The following is a 19,600-nucleotide window of genomic DNA, read 5'->3' on the forward strand; positions in this document are numbered from 1 at the left end:
CGGTGGACGTCGGTGGACGTCAGTGGGCGGAGCCGAGGAACTCCTGCAGGCGCCCGACGCCCGTGGCGAGGTCCTCGTCGCCGAGCGCGTAGGACAGCCGGAGGTATCCGCTCGGGCCGAAAGCCTCGCCGGGCACGACGGCGACCTCGACCTTCTCGAGGATCAGCGCGGCGAGCTCGGCGGAGGTCGCCGGTGCGACGCCCCCGAAGCTGCGCCCGAGAAGGGCACGCACGTCCGCGTAGGCGTAGAAGGCACCGTGCGGAGTGGGGCACTCGACGCCCTCGATCGCGTTCAGGGCGGAGACCATCGCACGACGGCGGCGGTCGAACGCCACCTTCATCTCGTCGACGGCGGTCAGTGGACCGGAGACCGCCGCGAGCGCTGCCATCTGCGGGACGTTCGAGACGTTCGACGTCGCATGCGACTGCAGGTTCGTCGAGGCCTTGATGAGGTCCTTCGGGCCGATCATCCAGCCCACGCGCCATCCGGTCATCGCGTAGGTCTTCGCGACACCGTTGAGGATGACCACCTTGTCGCCGAGGGAGGGAGCCGCCGTTGCGATCGAGGTGAAGGGAACACCGTCGTAGGTCAGGTGCTCGTAGATCTCGTCCGTGACGACCCAGAGCCCGCGTGCGGCGGCCCATTCCCCGATCTCGCGGACCGCGTCCGCGCCGTAGACGGCTCCGGTGGGGTTGGACGGCGATACGAACAGCAGCACCTTGGTGCGGGCGGTCAGCGCGGCCTCGAGCTGGTCGACAGTGACCAGGTAGCCCTGCTCGGGACCGGCGAAGACCTCCACGGGTACTCCACCGGCGAGCCGGATGGCCTCGGGATACGTGGTCCAGAACGGAGTCGGCACGAGGACTTCGTCGCCTGGATCGAGAAGAGCCGCGAAGGACTCGTACACGGCCTGCTTGCCGCCGTTGGTCACGAGGACCTGCGCGGGATCGACGGCATAACCGGAGTCGCGCAGCGTCTTCTCGGCAATGGCCTGCTTGAGCTCCGGCAGCCCTCCGGCTGGGGAGTAGCGGTGGAACCTCGGCTGGCGCGCGGCTTCGATCGCCGCTTCGACGATGTATCCGGGAGTCGGGAAATCCGGTTCGCCCGCGCCGAAACCGATGACCGGCCGCCCTGCCGCCTTCAGGGCCTTGGCCTTCGCATCGACGGCCAGCGTCGCCGACTCCGCGATGGAGTCGATCCGGCGGGAGATCCGCGGGAGGGCTGCTCGGATGGAGTCATCGGTCGTCGTGTTCATCGGGTCCCGTTCACTGGCGGTGTCGTGTCAGCTTCCAGCTTAGGTGCTGGGCGTGTTCGGGCCGGAATGAGGCGCTGCCCTGCGGCTCGGGCCGGGAGCCGCGCACCGGCCACGCGTGACGCGCGGAAGGTACGGCGACAGGGGAAGTGACGCGTGCCGGGTGACACCCGGGACCGCGGTGACCCAAGGAGCGGCGACCGGACGGACGTCGCGGTATGCCTCGTGGACTCCCGCCCGGCTCCTCGGTTCGACGTTCCGGCGGTGAATGCGTAGACTTGTTCCTCGGTGTTGAAACACCATGATGGTTCGTGCCCTCACCGGCCCGTCCGGAGTGGAAGCTGTACCGGTTCAAAACCAAAGGGTAGTGGCGCAATTGGTAGCGCAGCGGTCTCCAAAACCGCAGGTTGCAGGTTCGAGTCCTGTCTGCCCTGCGCGTGGCCTTCGCGGATGGATGGCGAAGGCACGGCAGAAACAGATCACGAAGCCCCGGCGCAGGCACAGGCCCCGCGCGGCGGTAAACATGATCAGCTGGGGGCGCCACTGGTGGTCCGGCTGGAACACCACACAGATTGATGAGGTTGACGGTGACCGATACGGCTGCGAGCAGCTCCAAGGGAAGCCCCTCCGAGAAGAAGGCTCCTCAGCGCGGGTTCTTCGGGCGCATCATGCTGTTCATCCGCCAGGTCCTCGCGGAGCTCGGGAAGGTCGTCACGCCAACCCGCCGGGAGCTGGTCAGGTTCACCATCACCGTCCTCATCTTCGTGGTCATCATGATGCTCCTCGTGACCGCTCTGGACCTCCTGTTCGGGGCCGGCGCGGTGTGGGTCTTCGGCGAGAACTGACCCCTTCCCGGGGGAATGCACGTTCCGGTGCCGTTGTTGTGGTGTCGGGTTGAGTACAGGCAAGCAAGACAACCCTGAAGAATGTCAGAAAGCAGGCGGCTAGGTGTCCGAGCAAGAACTCGAACGGCAGATCACTTCCGAAGATGGTCTGGAGAACGAGGAGTACGGAACGGAGGCGGATGTGGAAGCCTCCGACCTCGACGTGCCTGCTGACGATTCCGAGTCGTCCGAATACCCCGCCGCAACCGATGTCGCCGCCGAGGACGGACTCCTCGCGGACGATGCGGAGGTGCAGGCCGACGAGGCCGACGCAGATGCCGACGAGATCGTGGCGACGGCGACGGAAGCCGTCGACGAGGCCGCCGGCTCCGAGAGCGACGAGGCCGCCGCAGCGGAAGCCCCCGCGGAGGATCCCGTCGCGGCGTTCAAGGCCAAGCTCCGCCGCCAGGAGGGTGACTGGTACGTCATCCACTCCTACGCAGGCTACGAGAACCGCGTGAAGGCGAACCTCGAGACCCGCATCCAGACCCTGGACATGGAAGATTACATCTTCGAGATCCAGGTCCCGATGGAGGAGGTCGTCGAGATCAAGAACACGACGCGGAAGATCGTCAACCGCGTCCGCATCCCCGGTTACGTCCTGGTCCGCATGGAACTCACCGATGAGTCCTGGGGTGCTGTCCGCCACACGCCCGGCGTCACGGGATTCGTGGGCAATGCCCACAACCCGGTTCCGCTGAGCCTCTCCGAGGTGTTCTCGATGCTCGAGCACACGATCGTGCACACGGACGCGGAGTCGGGCAAGCCCGTTCAGCCGCAGTTCACGCCTGCCACCGTCAACTTCGAGGTGGGCGAGTCGGTCACCGTCAACGAGGGTCCCTTCGAGACCCTGCCTGCGACGATCTCCGAGATCAAGCACGAGTCGCAGCAGCTCGTCGTGCTCGTCTCGATCTTCGAGCGCGAGACCCCGGTCACGCTCTCGTACAACCAGGTCACCAAGATTCAGTAAAGCTTCGACGCCTCCCGGCGTGCTTGGTCGGGAAGCGCCGTCCGGCCATCACGCCATGATGGCCACCACCCCGCAGGACGCTCCTGTCCCGTGGGAACGCAATGCAAGAGAAGGACCCTTTCATGGCCCCCAAGAAAAGAGTCACCGGCCTCATCAAGCTGCAGATCAATGCAGGCGCCGCCAACCCGGCTCCTCCCATCGGTCCCGCGCTCGGTCAGCACGGTGTCAACATCATGGAATTCTGCAAGGCATACAACGCCGCCACGGAATCCCAGCGCGGAAACGTCATCCCCGTGGAGATCACGGTGTACGAGGATCGCTCGTTCACCTTCATCACCAAGACCCCGCCGGCAGCCGAGCTGATCAAGAAGGCAGCCGGTGTCGCCAAGGGATCCGGTACGCCTCACACCGTCAAGGTGGCGAAGCTGACCAACGCCCAGGTCGAGGAGATCGCCACCATGAAGATGGAAGACCTCAACGCCAACGACGTCCAGGCCGCCGCGAAGATCATCGCCGGCACCGCCCGCTCCATGGGCATCACGGTCGAGGGCTAGTACCAGCCTCACCAACGCCCGGTCCGGCATACCCGGACAGGGCACACCACCAATTCACAGCACGACGACGCCGCATCGCGCGGTCGACGTCGTGAGTGGCAGGGCCCAGCGCGGTCCGACGACCACGACTGCATAAGGAGAACAAGCAGATGGCACAGCGCAGCAAAGCATACAAGGGAGCTGCCGCGAAGATCGAGGCGGACAAGCAGTACGCGCCCCTCGAGGCGGTAGTCCTCGCGAAGGAGACCAACCCTTCGACGTTCGACGCCACCGTCGAGGTGTCGCTCCGTCTCGGAGTGGACCCCCGCAAGGCTGACCAGATGGTTCGCGGGACCGTCAACCTTCCCCACGGCACCGGCAAGACCGCCCGTGTCCTGGTCTTCGCAACAGGCGAGAAGGCGGAAGCGGCCATTGCGGCCGGTGCTGACTTCGTCGGTTCCGACGACATGATCGAGAAGGTTTCCGGCGGCTGGACCGACTTCGACGCAGCGGTCGCCACCCCCGACCTGATGGGCAAGGTGGGACGCCTCGGAAAGATCCTCGGCCCCCGCAACCTGATGCCGAACCCCAAGACCGGTACTGTCACGGCAGATGTGGCGAAGGCTGTCACCGACATCAAGGGCGGCAAGATCGACTTCCGCGTCGACAAGCACTCCAACCTCCACTTCATCATCGGCAAGGTCTCCTTCGACGAGCAGAAGCTGGGCGAGAACTACGCTGCAGCGCTCGAGGAGATCCTCCGCCTGAAGCCCTCGGCTTCGAAGGGCCGCTACATCCAGAAGGCTACGGTCTCGACCACCTTCGGTCCCGGCATCTCCGTCGACCCGAACGTCACGAAGGTTTTCGCCGGATAGTTCCCTGCATCGGCATGACCCCTGAAGCCCCGCGGTCTGTGCCGCGGGGCTTCTTCGTCGTCGTGCTGCGGCACAGTGCCTGGCAGCTCCGAGTTCGGGCGCCGATTTGGTAGGGATCGGTGAGTCCCGTAGTCTTTAACTACCAAAGACCGTCGGTCGGTCCACCTCCACTTTCCAGCAGTGCACCCGTGCGCGGCGGGGAAGAAGGAGCAGGATCCGAAAGTTCCCGTGAGGGACGGCCTACGCAGGTGAACGAAGCTCCTCTCCATGGGTTGTTGCCCGTGTCGAGCAAAGCCCCGTGCATCTGCGCGGGGCGTTTTTTATTGGAGCTGGAAAGCCGGCGCATATCCCCGGAAGGAGGGTTATGGCAACGCCAACAAAGGTTTCTGCAGTGGACGAGATCACTACCGATTTCAAGGATTCCACCGCTGCTGTCCTGACCGAATACCGCGGGCTCACTGTTGCTCAGCTCAAGGAACTGCGCCGTGCCCTTGGCGCGGACAACAAGTTCTCCGTCGTCAAGAACACCTTGACCGGCATCGCGGCTAAGGAAGCCGGCATCGACGCGTTCGATGGCCAGCTCTCCGGACCCACCGCGATCGCCTTCATCAAGGGTGACGCCGTTGCTGCGGCCAAGAGCCTCACGGATTTCGCGAAAGCCAACCCGAAGCTCGTCATCAAGACTGGAATCTTCGAGGGCAAGCCCCTCAATGCATCCGAGGTCGTTGCCCTGGCAGCCCTCGAGTCGCGCGAACTCCAGCTCGCCCGGGTGGCCGGTGTCCTCAAGGCGCCGATGTCCGCCCTGGCTCGTACCGTCGATGCATTGCGCATCAAGCTCGAGGAGGAGAGCGGCGCTGCACCTGCAGCCGACGCTGATGCTCCTGCTGCCGAGGAAGGCGCTGCTCCCGCAGAGGCCACCGCGGAGGCTCCCGCCGAGGAAGCCGTAGCACCCGAAGCGAACTAGTTTCCCTTCGATCCACACACTCCGGTGCAGAGCACCACTAAAGGAAGGACGCCTCCCATGGCGAAGCTCACCAACGAAGAGCTCATTGAAGCTTTCAAGGAACTGTCCATCATTGAACTCTCGGACTTCGTAAAGCTGTTCGAGGAGACCTTCGATGTCACCGCTGCTGCTGTTGCAGTTGCAGGCCCCGCCGGTGGCGGAGCCGGCGAAGCCGCCGAAGAGGAGCAGACCGCATTCGACGTCATCCTCGAGGCTGCCGGCGACAAGAAGATCGCAGTGATCAAGGAAGTCCGCGCGCTCACCTCGCTGGGCCTGAAGGAAGCCAAGGACGTTGTCGACAGCGCTCCCAAGGCCGTCCTCGAGGGTGCAACCAAGGAAGCCGCAGAGAAGGCCAAGGAGTCCCTCGAGGCTGCCGGCGCCACCGTTACCCTCAAGTAACACCTTTCTGCCGACGGGGCGGCTCGCGCCGCGTCCGCTGCAGTCCGAAAGAGCCCCGCTTCTCGCGAAGCGGGGCTCTTTCGTCGTCAGGCGTGCAGGAGGACGGGTGGACCTGTCAACGCCACAGCAACAGGGCTTCGCCCTGGCCGCCGCCCCCGCAGAGGCTGACGGCAGCCTTCCCGCTGCCGCGACGCGCGAGTTCCATCGCCGCATGCAGGGCGAGCCGCGCGCCCGAGGCTCCGATCGGGTGACCGAGGGCGATCGCACCGCCGTGTATGTTGCATTTCTCGAGCGGATAGTCGAGGTCCTTCAACGACTGCACGGCCACGGAGCCGAAGGCTTCATTGATCTCGATGAAGTCGAGGTCCGTCGTGGCCCAGCCCGCTCGGGAAAGTGCCTGCCGGATGGCGGCGGACGGCTGGGAGTGCAGGGTGTTGTCGGGGCCGGCGACCTGGCCCGGCCGTCCGACGACGGCCAGCACGGGCAGGCCGGCTTCCTCCGCGTAGGAGCGCGTCGTCACGACGAGCGCAGCGGCACCGTCAGACAGCGGAGATGAATTGCCCGCCGTGATGGCGCCGTCGGGATTGAATGCCGGGCGCAGCTTCGCGAGCGATTCGACCGTCGTCGCGGGCCGTATCCCCTCGTCCGCTGTCAGCACGACGTCGTCGCCCTTGCGCTGCGGAACGGTGACCGGGATGATCTCCTCCACCAGCACGCCGTCATCCGTTGCCGCGGCCGCGCGCTGGTGCGAAGCCGCGGCGACCGTGTCCTGGGCTGTGCGGTCGATCTCGAGGCGGACGTTGCCGCGTTCGGTCGATGCTCCCATCGAGTCGCCGTCGAAGGCGTCGGTGAGCCCGTCGTGTGCCACCGCGTCGAGCGCCTGGACGGACCCGTAGGTCCAGCCCTGGCGTGAGCCGGGCAGCAGGTGCGGCCCCCTGGTCATCGATTCCTGCCCGCCCGCGACGACGACCCGCGCTTCACCGCCGCGGATCAAACGGGCGGCGTCGATCACGGCCGTGAGCCCCGACAAGCAGACCTTGTTCACGGTGACTGCGGGGACGTTCCAGGGGATGCCCGCCCTGACCGCGGACTGCCGTGCGGGGTTCTGGCCGCACCCGGCCTGGACGACGTGGCCCATGATGACGGCGTCCACCACAGCGGGTTCGACACCTGCCCGGTCGAGCGCTCCTGCGATGGCGAGGCCGCCGAGTTCGACGGCCGTGAAGGAGGCAAGCTGCCCGTTGAGGCGCCCGAGGGGTGTGCGGGCGCCTCCGACGATGACGACGTCATCGGGGGTCGGCGTGGGTGTCGCCATGGCGGAACTCTCTTTCATCGTTGAAATGGTGCCGCTACCAGATTAGGCGTTGTCGAGCCCGCGCTCTTGCGATGGGAGAACCGGGATCACCGGTGCGTGCGTGGTCCCGGCCCGTCGGCGCCCTGCGGGTACAGCAGGGGCAGCTGCAGGGTCAGCCAGGGGCTGAAAGCCCACGGTGTTGCGGTGACGGCGCGGACGAGCTCGCCGGCGTCGACCCACTGGAAGTCCATGACTTCTGCGGGCAGGGGATCGACGGCACTGCCCGCGACAGCCGTGTAGACCGGGCAGATCTCATTCTCGACGATGCCCGACGCGTCGACCGCCCGGTACCGGAAGTCCGGCAGGGCAGCCCGGATGTCGCGGACGGAGAATCCGAGTTCCTGGGCGGCCCGCCGGTCCACGGCATCCTCGAAGGACTCGCCCGGAGCGGGATGCCCGCAGAACGAATTGGTCCAGACGCCGGGCCAGGCCTTCTTGCCGAGCGCGCGGCGCGTCACGAGGATGCGCCCCGTGTCGTCGTACACGTGCGCCGAGAAGGCGAGGTGGAGGGGGGTGTCGAGCGTGTGGACCGTCGCTTTGTCGTGGGTGCCGAGCGGTGTGCCGTCCTCGGCGAGCAACACCACGACCTCCGGGAGGGCGGCCGAGCCGCTGCCTCCGACCGCGCCGGGGTGCATGGTTCCTGCTTCGCTCGCCATCGTGACTCTCTTCCGCTGGTGGTCCGTCCGATCGTCCGCCGGTGGTCGGACCATCGGACGGAGTACGGCGGGGCCGGGCGAGGGGCCCGGCTGCGGCCGCGAGCGTTGTCGTCAGCGGCCTCTTATCCGTTGTTTACTTTACCTATGGACATGGACACTCTGCTGATCGAGCCTGCCGGGCTCGAGCAGGTCGAGGGTGCCCTGCTGCGGTTCTTCGAGGAGTCGAAGAACCGGGCCGCGAAGATCGGACCCGGGTACCACTCCCTGTGGGAGACCCTCGAGCGCTGCACGGCGGGCGGTAAGCGCTTCCGTCCCCGCATGGTGATGTCCGCGTACCAGATGCTCGGAGGCCGGGACCTCGGCAACGCCGCCGAAGTGGGCGCCGCCTTCGAACTGCTGCATACGGCGCTGATCGTGCACGACGACGTCATTGACCGCGACTTCATCCGTCGGGGCGTCCCCAACGTCTCCGGTCGCTACCGCGCCATCGCGGAGGCCGCCGGTGCCTCGCCGGACGAGGCCCGGCATGTGGGCTTCTCGGCGGGAGTGGTCGCCGGTGACCTCGCGCTCTCCAACGCGTACCGGCTGCTGGAGCGCGTCGAAGCCGCTCCCGCGACCAAGCGGCGCCTCGGCGAGATCCTCGACGAGGCCGTCTTCGCGGCTGCCGCTGGAGAGTTCCTGGACATCGAGACCTCGCTGGACCCCGCGATGCCGCCGCTCGAAGCCATCGTCCACATGGCCAGGCTCAAGACGTCGGTGTATTCCTTCGAGGGGCCGCTGCAGGCCGGAGCGGTCCTCGCGGGTGCGGAGGAGGAGGTCATCGTGCGGCTGGGTGATTTCGGGCGCGACGCCGGTATCGCCTACCAGATCGCGGACGACCTGCTCGGTGTGTTCGGGAACGAGACGCGCACGGGGAAGACGAACTGGGGGGATCTACGCGAGGGCAAGCGCACGGCGCTCATGTCCTACGTGTCGGCGCGTCCGGAATGGGACAGCATCTCCTCGCTGGTCGGCAGACCTTCGATGTCGGCCGCCGACGCCGACTACGTGCGCGGGATCCTCGTCGACAGCGGCGCCAGGGACTACTCGGCCCACCTCGCCTCCGAATACGCGGCACGTGCGCGTACCCACCTCGACGCCGGCGTCATGCCTCCGGCGCTGCGGGCCGCGCTCGGTCCCGTGGTGACGGCCGTCGTGGACAGGGTGCGCTGAGTGGGCGTCGACGCTTCCCTCGCCCGCTACAACGCGGCAGCGCTCAAGGCTTCGGCGGGTGTCATCCGCTGCTACTCGACGTCCTTCGGCATGGCCTCCCGCATTCTCGATCGCACCACCCGCAGCCATATCGAGGCCGTGTACGCGCTGGTGCGCGTGGCGGACGAGGTCGTCGACGGCGCGGCTGCGGGGGCAGGCATACCTCCGGGCGGCGTCGAGAAGCTCCTCGATGACCTCGAGCGGGAGACGGAGGCTGCGATGGGCGCGGGCTACAGCGCCAACCTGGTGGTCCACGCTTTCGCGGTCACCGCCCGGGAGACGGGCATCGGGGTGGACCTCACGCGGCCGTTCTTCGCCTCGATGCGGGCCGACATCAGCCAGAGCGAGCACACCCAGGAGTCCTTCGACCTGTACGTGTACGGGTCCGCGGAGGTCGTCGGGCTGATGTGCCTGCGGGCGTTCCTCGTCGGACACCGCGTGACCGCCGACGAGGAGGCCGTCCTGGTGGACGGAGCGCGGCACCTGGGTGCGGCCTTCCAGAAGATCAACTTCCTGCGGGACCTGGCGGAGGACTTCTCGACACTCGGGCGCAGCTACTTTCCCGGGATACGCCCCGAAAGCTTCACCGAGGCGGACAAGCTCCGCCTCCTGGACGACATCGACGAGGACCTGCGCATCTCGGCGGCAGCGCTTCCGGGCCTCCCGGCGACGCCGCGCCGCGCTGTCGCCCTCGCCCAGGGCCTGTTCACCGAACTCGCCGTCAGGCTGCGCGCCACCCCGGCGCACGAGCTCCTTCGGGCACGGATCCGGGTCCCCAACCCGGTCAAGGCCCGCATCATGGCGAAAGCCTTCACCGGCCGCGCGGTACCGGCACTCGCCGCGCAGGAGAGGACGGCATGACCATCCACCAGAATGAGCGCGTGCGCGTCGGCGCCGGCAACGTCGTCGTGATCGGTGGCGGCATCGGCGGGTTGGCGACGTCGGCCCTGCTGGCCAGGGAGGGCCACCGCGTCACCCTGCTCGAGAGGCGCGAACAGGTCGGCGGACGCGCCGGTTCGTGGGAGCAGGACGGCTTCCGTTTCGATACAGGCCCGTCCTGGTACCTCATGCCCGAGGTGATCGACCACTTCTTCAAGCTGATGGGAACGAGTGCGGCGGAACAGCTCGACCTGGTCAGGCTCGACCCCGGCTACCGGGTGATCTTCGAGGACGGGTTCGACACCGTGGACGTCCCTGCCGACCGCGAGGCCGTGACGAAGCTTTTCGAGTCGATGGAGGAGGGGGCCGGCGAGCAGCTCGCGAAGTACCTCGATTCCGCCGAGGACGCCTACGAGATCGCGAAGAAGCGTTTTCTCTACTCGACCTTCCAGTCCTTCCTCCCGTTCGTGCGGCCCGACGTCCTCAGGCGCCTTCCCCGGATCGGCTCGCTCCTGCTGCAGCCACTGCAGTCCTTCGTGGAGAAGCGCTTCAAGGACCCGCGGATCCAGCAGATCCTCGGCTATCCGGCCGTGTTCCTCGGCAGCTCGCCGTTCGACGCGCCGAGCATGTACCACCTGATGAGCCACCTCGACCTCGACGACGGCGTCCTCTACCCCAAAGGGGGCTTCACGACCCTCATCGAGGCCATGCGTCGCGTCGCGACCGCTGCCGGAGTGGAGATCCGCACCGGCGCCGACGTCATCTCCATCGATACCGTTCCGCGCGCCCCCGGCAGGTCGCCGCTGGACCGGCGGTCTGCGACGGTGCGAGCGGTCACGTACCGGACGGACAGCACGACGACGTCGATCGACGCCGACGTCGTCGTCTCCGCCGCCGACCTCCACCACACCGAGACCGAGCTGTTGCCGGCTGACCTGCAGAGCTACCCGGAGAAGTACTGGAATACCCGTGTGCCGGGGCCCAGCGCCCTGCTGCTCTACCTCGGCGTCCGGGGCGGCCTGCCGCAGCTCGAACACCACACCCTGCTGTTCACCACTGACTGGCGCGACAACTTCGGCCGCATCTTCGGTGCGGAGACCTCCGTGCCCTCGCCGGCGTCGCTCTACGTCTGCCGCCCCAGCGCAACCGACGACTCCGTAGCGCCGGACGGCCACGAGAACGTCTTCGTCCTGGTTCCCATCCCGGCCGACGTGGGTATCGGCAAAGGGGGACTGGAACGAGGGGGAGACGCGCGGGTGGAGGAACTGGCGGACGCGGTCATCGCACAGATCGCCGAATGGACCGGCGTGCCGGACCTCGCCGAGCGGATCGTCGTCCGGCGCAGCTACGGACCCAAGGACTTCGCGGACGATCTCAACGCCTGGCGCGGCACGTCGCTCGGACCGGCCCACATCCTCAAGCAGAGTGCCTTCTTCCGCGGCTCGAACCGCAGCTCGAGGGTCGAGAACCTCTTCTATGCCGGCAGCTCCACCGTTCCGGGCATCGGCATCCCCATGTGCCTGATCAGCGCGGAACTCATCGTCAAGCGACTGCGCGGGGACACCAGCACCGGCCCGCTGCCGGAACCCGCCCTCCGCTAGCGAGGGAGGGCCGAAGGCCCGGCTTGCCCGGCGGACTTCGTCGGCGAGGGCGAGCCGGGCTTGACGCAATCGGGGGAAAGAGGCTAGTGGACTTTTCGTCGCGCGTACCGTAGTGTAGGTCTTTGCGTCTTCCCTCTAAACCTCAGCCTTCATATAGCGGTGGGCTTTGCTCTGCTCTCGTCGTTTAACCTGGCCCCATGGTTGGGATTCACGCGAGCAGACTTTGGTGAGCACTGAGATCCCCGCAGCATACTGCGGTGGCGGTGCGGAGGCGAAGCGCTGACAAGCCTGACGGTCTGTGGAAGGATCCCTCTTGGTCGCCCCGAGCACCTCTAATAATGCAACCGCTACCAGCCAGGTCGACGCCGACGGCGCCGCACCAAGGCTCTCATTCGCAAAGATTCACGAACCGCTTGACGTTCCCAATCTCCTCGCCCTCCAGACGGACAGCTTCGACTGGCTCGTCGGCAACGAGCGCTGGAAGGCTCGCGTCGAGGAAGCGTTGGAAAAGGGACTGCAGGGTGTAGCCACGACCTCCGGTCTGGCCGACATCTTCGAAGAGATCTCCCCGATCGAGGACTTCCAGGGCACCATGTCCCTGAGCTTCTCCGAGCCGGAATTCGCCGACCCCAAGTACACGATGGCCGAGTGCAAGGATCGCGACGCGACCTACTCCGCACCCCTGTACGTCAAGGCCGAGTTCATGAACAACAACACGGGCGAGATCAAGCAGCAGACCGTGTTCATGGGCGACTTCCCCCTCATGACCGACAAGGGCACCTTCGTCATCAACGGCACCGAGCGTGTCGTCGTGTCGCAGCTGGTCCGCTCGCCGGGTGCCTACTTCGAGCGCACCGCCGACAAGACCAGTGACAAGGACATCTTCAGCGCGAAGATCATCCCGTCGCGTGGTGCATGGTTCGAGCTCGAGATCGACAAGCGCGACCAGGTCGGCGTCCGCCTCGACCGCAAGCGCAAGCAGTCCGTCACGGTGCTCCTTAAGGCCCTCGGTTGGACCGAAGGCCAGATCCTCGAGGAGTTCGGCCAGTACGACTCCATCCGCGCCACCATGGAGAAGGACGCGACGGAGACCCGCGAGGACGCCCTCCTCGACATCTACCGCAAGCTGCGACCGGGCGAGCCCCCCACGGTCGAGGCTGCCCAGACCCTTCTGGACAACCTGTACTTCAACCCCAAGCGCTACGACCTCGCCAAGGTCGGCCGGTACAAGATCAACCGCAAGCTCGGCATCGACAAGGACCTCACGGATCCGGACGCCTCGGTACTGAACATCGACGACATCGTCGCGATGATCAAGTTCCTGGTCGCGCTGCACGCCGGCGAGAAGACCCTCGGTGGCAAGCGTGACGGCGGCGACGTCGAACTGCGCGTCGAGGTCGACGACATCGACCACTTCGGCAACCGTCGTATCCGCGCCGTGGGCGAGCTCATCGAGAACCAAGTCCGCACCGGGCTCTCCCGCATGGAGCGTGTCGTCCGCGAGCGGATGACTACCCAGGACGTCGAGGCGATCACGCCGCAGACCCTGATCAACATCCGCCCCGTCGTGGCCGCGATCAAGGAGTTCTTCGGAACGTCCCAGCTGTCGCAGTTCATGGACCAGAACAACCCGCTCGCCGGACTGACGCACAAGCGTCGCCTGTCCGCGCTGGGCCCGGGTGGTCTGTCCCGTGACCGCGCCGGCATGGAGGTCCGTGACGTCCACCCGTCGCACTACGGCCGCATGTGCCCCATCGAGACCCCTGAAGGCCCGAACATCGGCCTCATCGGTTCGCTCGCCTCGTACGGCCGGATCAATGCCTTCGGCTTCATCGAGACGCCGTACCGCAAGGTCGTCGATGGTGTCGTCACCGACCAGATCGACTACCTGACCGCCGATGACGAGGTCGAGCGCCTCATCGCCCAGGCGAACGCGCCCCTCAACGAGCAGAACACGTTCGTCGAGGACATGGTTCTCGTGCGTACCCGTGGTGGTTCCGGCGAGCCCGTGCTCGTCGCGCCCGACGAGGTCGAGTACATGGACGTCTCCCCGCGCCAGATGGTCTCCGTCGCCACCGCGATGATTCCGTTCCTCGAGCACGACGACGCCAACCGCGCCCTCATGGGTGCGAACATGCAGCGCCAGGCCGTTCCCCTGCTCCGCTCCGAGCGTCCCCTCGTGGGCACCGGTATGGAGAAGAACGCGGCCGTCGACGCCGGCGACGCCGTCACCGCGACGAAGGCCGGTGTGGTCAACGAGGTTTCGGCCGACCTGGTCAGCGTCCTCAACGACGACGGCACCGAGACGAACTACCCGATCATGAAGTTCGCCCGCTCGAACCAGGGCAACGCGTACAACCAGCGCGTCCTGGTCTCCGAGGGCGACCGCGTCGAGTACAACACGATCATCGCCGATGGTCCCTCCACCGATCAGGGCGAGCTCGCGCTGGGCAAGAACATGCTCGTCGCGTTCATGTCCTGGGAGGGCCACAACTTCGAGGACGCGATCATCCTGTCGCAGCGCATCGTCTCCGACGATGTCCTGACGTCGATCCACATCGAGGAGCACGAAGTCGACGCCCGCGACACCAAGCTCGGTGCCGAGGAGATCACGCGTGATATCCCGAACGTCTCCGAAGAGGTACTCGGTGCGCTCGACGAGCGCGGCATCATCCACATCGGTGCCGAGGTCGAGGCCGGCGACATCCTCGTCGGCCGTGTCACCCCCAAGGGTGAGACCGAGCTGACCCCCGAGGAGCGCCTGCTGCGCGCCATCTTCGGCGAGAAGAGCCGCGAAGTCCGCGACACCTCGCTGAAGGTTCCCCACGGTGAGTCGGGAACCGTCATCGGCGTGCGGATCTTCGACCGCGACAACGACGACGAGCTGCCTCCGGGCGTCAACCAGCTCGTCCGCGTGTACGTGGCGCAGAAGCGCAAGATCACAGACGGTGACAAGCTCGCAGGCCGCCACGGCAACAAGGGCGTCATCTCCAAGATCCTGCCGATCGAGGACATGCCGTTCATGGAGGACGGCACCCCCGTCGACATCGTCCTGAACCCGCTCGGTGTTCCCGGACGAATGAACGTCGGCCAGGTCCTCGAGATCCACCTCGGCTGGGCAGCCAAGCAGGGCTGGAAGATCGAGGGCGAGCCCGAGTGGATGAAGAACCTCCCGAACCTTCCCCGGGAGATCTCCACCACGACCGTCGCGACCCCCGTGTTCGACGGCGCGACCGAGGACGAGATCGTCGGTCTGCTCGGCTCCACGAACGTCACGCGTGACGGACAGCGCCTCATCAGCGAGTCCGGCAAGGCGCGACTGTTCGACGGCCGCTCCGGCGAGCCGTTCCCGGACCCGATCTCCGTCGGCTACATGTACATCCTGAAGCTCCACCACCTGGTGGACGACAAGATCCACGCACGTTCCACCGGTCCGTACTCCATGATCACGCAGCAGCCGCTGGGTGGTAAGGCACAGTTCGGCGGACAGCGCTTCGGTGAGATGGAAGTGTGGGCCCTCGAGGCCTACGGTGCGGCCTACACGCTGCAAGAACTCCTCACGATCAAGTCGGACGACATCCACGGACGCGTCAAGGTGTACGAGGCCATCGTCAAGGGCGAGAACATCCCCGAGCCGGGTGTTCCCGAGTCCTTCAAGGTCCTGATCAAGGAAATGCAGTCGCTCTGCCTGAACGTGGAAGTCCTTTCCACCGACGGCACCACGATTGAAATGCGTGACTCGGATGAAGAAGTCTTCCGGGCCGCGGAGGAACTGGGCATCGACCTCTCACGGGCCGAGCCAAGTTCTGTCGAGGAAGTCTAGGTTCCACGCCCCGAACCGGTGTTCGACCGCGGCCAACGAAATTTCTGGCGGCCGCGGACGGCCTTGAAATATTAAAGGCCGCTTTCTCGAACACCGGTCCGGTGCAGGGCTTGGACGCTCGCCGCACCCCATAAGACTTCAAGAATTTAGAGAACAAAGAGAGAACAGGGACCCTATGTCCAGCGAATCCTCCTTCGGCCTCATGCGAATCGGCCTTGCCACCGCGGATGAAATCCGTGGCTGGTCTTACGGCGAGGTCAAGAAGCCGGAAACCATCAACTACCGCACGCTCAAGCCCGAGAAGGACGGCCTCTTCTGCGAGAAGATCTTCGGCCCGTCCCGCGACTGGGAGTGCTACTGCGGCAAGTACAAGCGCGTGCGCTTCAAGGGCATCATCTGTGAGCGCTGCGGTGTCGAGGTAACCCGTGCCAAGGTGCGCCGTGAGCGCATGGGGCACATCGAGCTTGCTGCTCCCGTCACGCACATCTGGTACTTCAAGGGTGTTCCGTCACGCCTCGGCTACCTCCTCGACCTTGCTCCCAAGGACCTCGAGAAGGTCATCTACTTCGCCGCCTACATGATCACGTCGGTCGACGAAGAGAACCGCCACGCCGAACTGCCGAACCTCCAGGCCGAGCACGACCTCGAGAAGAAGCAGATGACGGACCAGCGCGATGCCGACATCGCCGCGATCGCCAAGGACCTCGAGGACGAGCTTGCCCGCCTCGAGGGAGAAGGCGCCAAGGCTGCCGACAAGAAGAAGGCACGCGACTCGGCCGACCGCCAGATGGCAAACGTCCGCAAGCGCGCCGACGCCGACATCGAGCGCCTGGTCCAGGTGTGGGAGCGCTTCAAGACCCTGAAGGTCGCCGACCTCGAGGGTGACGAAGGCCTCTACCGCGAGCTGCGCGACCGCTACGGACTGTACTTCGAGGGCTCCATGGGTGCCGAGGCGATCAAGAAGCGCCTCGAGAACTTCGACATGCCGGCGGAAGCGGAGATGCTGCGCGACATCATCCAGAACGGCAAGGGACAGCGGAAGACGCGCGCCCTGAAGCGCCTCAAGGTGGTCAACGCGTTCCTGACGACGACCAACAGCCCCCTGGGCATGGTCCTCGACGCCGTGCCGGTGATCCCGCCGGAACTGCGTCCGATGGTCCAGCTCGACGGTGGCCGTTTCGCGACGTCCGACCTCAACGACCTGTACCGCCGCGTTATCAACCGCAACAACCGCCTGAAGCGCCTGCTCGACCTCGGAGCTCCCGAGATCATCGTCAACAACGAGAAGCGCATGCTCCAGGAAGCTGTCGACTCCCTGTTCGACAACGGTCGACGCGGCCGTCCGGTCACCGGACCGGGCAACCGTCCCCTGAAATCGCTCTCGGACATGCTCAAGGGCAAGCAGGGTCGTTTCCGCCAGAACCTCCTCGGCAAGCGCGTCGACTACTCGGGCCGTTCGGTCATCGTCGTCGGCCCGCAGCTGAAGCTGCACCAGTGTGGTCTGCCCAAGCAGATGGCCCTGGAGCTCTTCAAGCCGTTCGTGATGAAGCGCCTGGTGGATCTCAACCACGCGCAGAACATCAAGAGCGCCAAGCGCATGGTCGAGCGTTACCGCCCCCAGGTGTGGGACGTGCTCGAGGAGATCATCACCGAGCACCCCGTGCTGCTGAACCGTGCACCTACCCTGCACCGCCTCGGTATCCAGGCCTTCGAGCCGCAGCTCGTGGAGGGCAAGGCTCTCCAGCTGCACCCGCTGGTCTGTGGCGCGTTCAACGCCGACTTCGACGGCGACCAGATGGCAGTGCACCTGCCGCTGAGCCCCGAGGCCCAGGCCGAGGCACGCATCCTGATGCTGTCCTCGAACAACATCCTGAAGCCGTCCGACGGCCGTCCGGTCACCCTGCCTTCGCAGGACATGATCATCGGTCTGCACCACCTCACCACCAAGCGTGAGGGAAGTGCCGGCGAAGGCCGCGTCTTCACCAGCGTCGCCGAGGCGATCATGGCGTTCGACATGGGCTCCCTCCACCTCAACTCGGTGGTCCGGATCCGCGTCGACAACTTCGTCCCGAGTGCGGACATCGCGGCTCCCGAGGGTTGGGAGCCGGGTACCCCCGCGCTGATCGAGACCTCGCTCGGACAGGTCCTGTTCAACGAGACGCTTCCCCAGGACTACCCCTGGGTGGAGAAGGTCGCGGACAAGGGCCAGCTCTCGACGATCGTCAACGATCTGGCGGAGCGGTACCCGAAGGTCGTCACGGCGGCGACGCTGGACAACCTGAAGGACGCCGGTTTCTACTGGGCGACCCGCTCGGGCGTCACCGTCGCCATCTCGGACATCTCCGCGCCGATCAACAAGGCCGGCATCATGGAGGGCTACGAGACCCAGGCAGCCAAGGTCCAGTCTCAGTTCGACAAGGGCCTCATCGCCGATGAGGAGCGCCGCCAGGAGCTCATCGACATCTGGAACAAGGCGACCAACGAGGTTGCCGCGTCCATGCGTGCAGCAATGCCGAAGGACAACACCATCAACCGCATGGTGTCCTCCGGTGCTCGTGGTAACTGGCTGCAGGTCCGCCAGATCGCCGGTATCCGTGGCCTCGTGGCCAACCCCAAGGGCGAGATCATCCCGCGTCCGATCAAGTCCTCGTACCGCGAGGGCCTGTCGGTCCTGGAGTACTTCATCGCGACGCACGGTGCCCGTAAGGGCCTCGCCGACACCGCACTGCGTACGGCCAACTCGGGTTACCTGACGCGTCGTCTGGTCGATGTCTCGCAGGACGTCATCGTCCGCGAGGACGACTGCGGCACGGAGCGTGGCCTGAAGGTGACGATCGCCGTACCGAACGCCGATGGCGAGCTGGTGCTGCACGAGGAGGTCGAGAACTCGGCGTACGCACGTACGCTGGCCACCGACGTCGTCGACTCCAAGGGTGAGGTGCTCGCTGCCGCGGGCGCCGACGTCGGAGACGTTCTCATCGGGGAGCTGTTCGAGGCGGGCATCGCCGAGATCAAGGTCCGCTCGGTCCTCACCTGCGAGTCCAGCGTCGGCACCTGTGCCCTCTGCTACGGCCGCTCGCTGGCGACCGGCAAGACCGTGGACATCGGAGAGGCCGTCGGCATCATCGCCGCACAGTCCATCGGTGAGCCCGGTACCCAGCTGACGATGCGTACCTTCCACACCGGTGGTGTCGCATCGGCGGAGGACATCACCCAGGGTCTGCCCCGTATCCAGGAGCTCTTCGAGGCGCGTACCCCCAAGGGTGTCGCCCCGATCTCCGAGGTCGCAGGGCGCGTCACCATCGAGGATGCCGAGAAGCAGCTTCGCCTGGTGGTCACTCCGGATGACGGCTCCGAGGAGATCGCGTACCCGGTCCTGCGCCGTGCACGCCTCCTGGTCGCCGACGGCGACCACGTCGAGGTCGGGCAGCAGCTCGTCTTCGGTGCGGTCGACCCGAAGCAGATCCTGCGCATCCTCGGCCCTCGCAAGGCACAGGAATTCCTGGTGGACGAGGTCCAGCGCGTGTACCGCAGCCAGGGTGTGGGCATCCACGACAAGCACGTCGAGGTCATCGTCCGCCAGATGCTGCGTCGCGTCACCGTGATCGAGTCCGGCGAGTCGGACCTGCTCCCCGGTGAGCTGGCAGAGCGTCGCCGCTTCGAGGACGAGAACCGCCGCGTGGTATCCGAGGGCAAGAAGCCGGCCTCAGGCCGTCCCGAGCTCATGGGTATCACCAAGGCGTCGCTCGCCACCGAGTCGTGGCTGTCGGCCGCTTCCTTCCAGGAGACCACGCGTGTCCTCACGCAGGCAGCCATGGAAGGCAAGAGCGACCCGCTGCTCGGCCTCAAGGAGAACGTCATCATCGGTAAGCTCATCCCGGCCGGTACCGGCCTGGACCGCTACACGAAGGTCACGGTCGAGCCCACGGAGGAAGCGAAGGCAAACCTGTTCACCGGTCCGAGCGCATTCAGCGACTTCGACTACGCCGGTGTCGAGGGCGGCCTGAGCCCCGAGTTCCACGCGATCCCGCTGGACGACTACGACATGGGCAACAGCGACTTCCGCTGATGCCGCGGTTCCGCCGGCCGACGTCGGCGGAACGGTCTGTCACGAGAAAGG

Annotated in this window: 14 protein-coding genes and 1 tRNA gene; 12 read left to right on the top strand and 3 right to left on the bottom strand. The window is 66.1% G+C overall.

What is annotated here, in order from left to right; all coding sequences use genetic code 11:
• Positions 1-19 precede the first annotated feature (19 nt).
• Positions 20-1,255 (bottom strand): pyridoxal phosphate-dependent aminotransferase, encoded by a 1,236-nt coding sequence (locus CXQ96_RS14835; RefSeq protein ID WP_104118791.1) that lies wholly within the window; start codon positions 1,253-1,255, stop codon positions 20-22.
• Positions 1,256-1,613: 358 nt separating this feature from the next.
• Between CXQ96_RS14835 and CXQ96_RS14840 the strand changes: the two genes are divergently transcribed.
• The 7 genes from CXQ96_RS14840 (at position 1,614) to rplL (ending at position 5,916) form a co-directional block, all read left to right on the top strand.
• Positions 1,614-1,686, top strand: a tRNA-Trp gene (locus CXQ96_RS14840).
• A 153-nt stretch (positions 1,687-1,839) separates the two neighbouring features.
• Positions 1,840-2,097: a preprotein translocase subunit SecE gene (gene secE / locus CXQ96_RS14845; RefSeq protein WP_181036492.1), complete on the top strand. Its 258-nt coding sequence runs from the start codon at positions 1,840-1,842 to the stop codon at positions 2,095-2,097.
• 202 nt (positions 2,098-2,299) lie between these two features.
• Positions 2,300-3,106 (top strand): transcription termination/antitermination protein NusG, encoded by an 807-nt coding sequence (gene nusG / locus CXQ96_RS14850; protein WP_308662980.1) that lies wholly within the window; start codon positions 2,300-2,302, stop codon positions 3,104-3,106.
• 122 nt (positions 3,107-3,228) lie between these two features.
• Positions 3,229-3,660: a 50S ribosomal protein L11 gene (rplK, locus tag CXQ96_RS14855; RefSeq protein ID WP_104118794.1), complete on the top strand. Its 432-nt coding sequence runs from the start codon at positions 3,229-3,231 to the stop codon at positions 3,658-3,660.
• 149 nt (positions 3,661-3,809) lie between these two features.
• The gene (rplA, locus tag CXQ96_RS14860; RefSeq protein WP_104118795.1) at positions 3,810-4,514 is read left to right on the top strand and encodes a 50S ribosomal protein L1; all 705 of its coding nucleotides are present in this window, start codon (positions 3,810-3,812) and stop codon (positions 4,512-4,514) included.
• A 364-nt stretch (positions 4,515-4,878) separates the two neighbouring features.
• On the top strand, positions 4,879-5,478 hold the full coding sequence (rplJ, locus tag CXQ96_RS14865) for a 50S ribosomal protein L10 (protein ID WP_104118796.1): 600 nt from the start codon (positions 4,879-4,881) through the stop codon (positions 5,476-5,478).
• 57 nt (positions 5,479-5,535) lie between these two features.
• The gene (gene rplL / locus CXQ96_RS14870; RefSeq protein ID WP_104118797.1) at positions 5,536-5,916 is read left to right on the top strand and encodes a 50S ribosomal protein L7/L12; all 381 of its coding nucleotides are present in this window, start codon (positions 5,536-5,538) and stop codon (positions 5,914-5,916) included.
• A gap of 115 nt (positions 5,917-6,031) precedes the next feature.
• On the opposite strand, the gene CXQ96_RS14875 is transcribed toward rplL, so the two are convergent.
• Positions 6,032-7,249, bottom strand: coding sequence for an acetyl-CoA C-acetyltransferase (locus CXQ96_RS14875; protein WP_258059144.1), 1,218 nt, complete (start codon positions 7,247-7,249; stop codon positions 6,032-6,034).
• Between the two features lie 68 nt (positions 7,250-7,317).
• Positions 7,318-7,905, bottom strand: a complete 588-nt coding sequence (idi, locus tag CXQ96_RS14880) for an isopentenyl-diphosphate Delta-isomerase (RefSeq protein ID WP_104118832.1) — start codon at positions 7,903-7,905, stop codon at positions 7,318-7,320.
• Between the two features lie 165 nt (positions 7,906-8,070).
• Between idi and CXQ96_RS14885 the strand changes: the two genes are divergently transcribed.
• From CXQ96_RS14885 to CXQ96_RS14905, 5 genes are all read left to right on the top strand, one after another.
• Positions 8,071-9,138 (top strand): polyprenyl synthetase family protein, encoded by a 1,068-nt coding sequence (locus tag CXQ96_RS14885; RefSeq protein WP_104118799.1) that lies wholly within the window; start codon positions 8,071-8,073, stop codon positions 9,136-9,138.
• Positions 9,139-10,038 carry a squalene/phytoene synthase family protein gene (locus CXQ96_RS14890; RefSeq protein ID WP_258059145.1) on the top strand — a complete coding sequence of 300 codons (900 nt, stop codon included), beginning with the start codon at positions 9,139-9,141 and terminating at the stop codon, positions 10,036-10,038.
• Complete coding sequence (gene crtI / locus CXQ96_RS14895; RefSeq protein WP_104118800.1) at positions 10,035-11,657, top strand: phytoene desaturase family protein; 1,623 nt, start codon at positions 10,035-10,037, stop codon at positions 11,655-11,657. Before CXQ96_RS14890 ends, crtI begins: the two co-directional genes overlap by 4 nt.
• A gap of 313 nt (positions 11,658-11,970) precedes the next feature.
• A complete protein-coding gene (gene rpoB / locus CXQ96_RS14900; RefSeq protein ID WP_104118801.1) occupies positions 11,971-15,480 on the top strand; it encodes a DNA-directed RNA polymerase subunit beta in 3,510 nt (1,169 codons plus the stop codon).
• Between the two features lie 175 nt (positions 15,481-15,655).
• Positions 15,656-19,549, top strand: a complete 3,894-nt coding sequence (locus tag CXQ96_RS14905; RefSeq protein WP_104118802.1) for a DNA-directed RNA polymerase subunit beta' — start codon at positions 15,656-15,658, stop codon at positions 19,547-19,549.
• Positions 19,550-19,600 lie beyond the last annotated feature (51 nt).

The organism is Arthrobacter sp. B1805, assembly GCF_002929745.1.
In the GTDB taxonomy this organism is placed as follows: domain Bacteria; phylum Actinomycetota; class Actinomycetes; order Actinomycetales; family Micrococcaceae; genus Arthrobacter_D.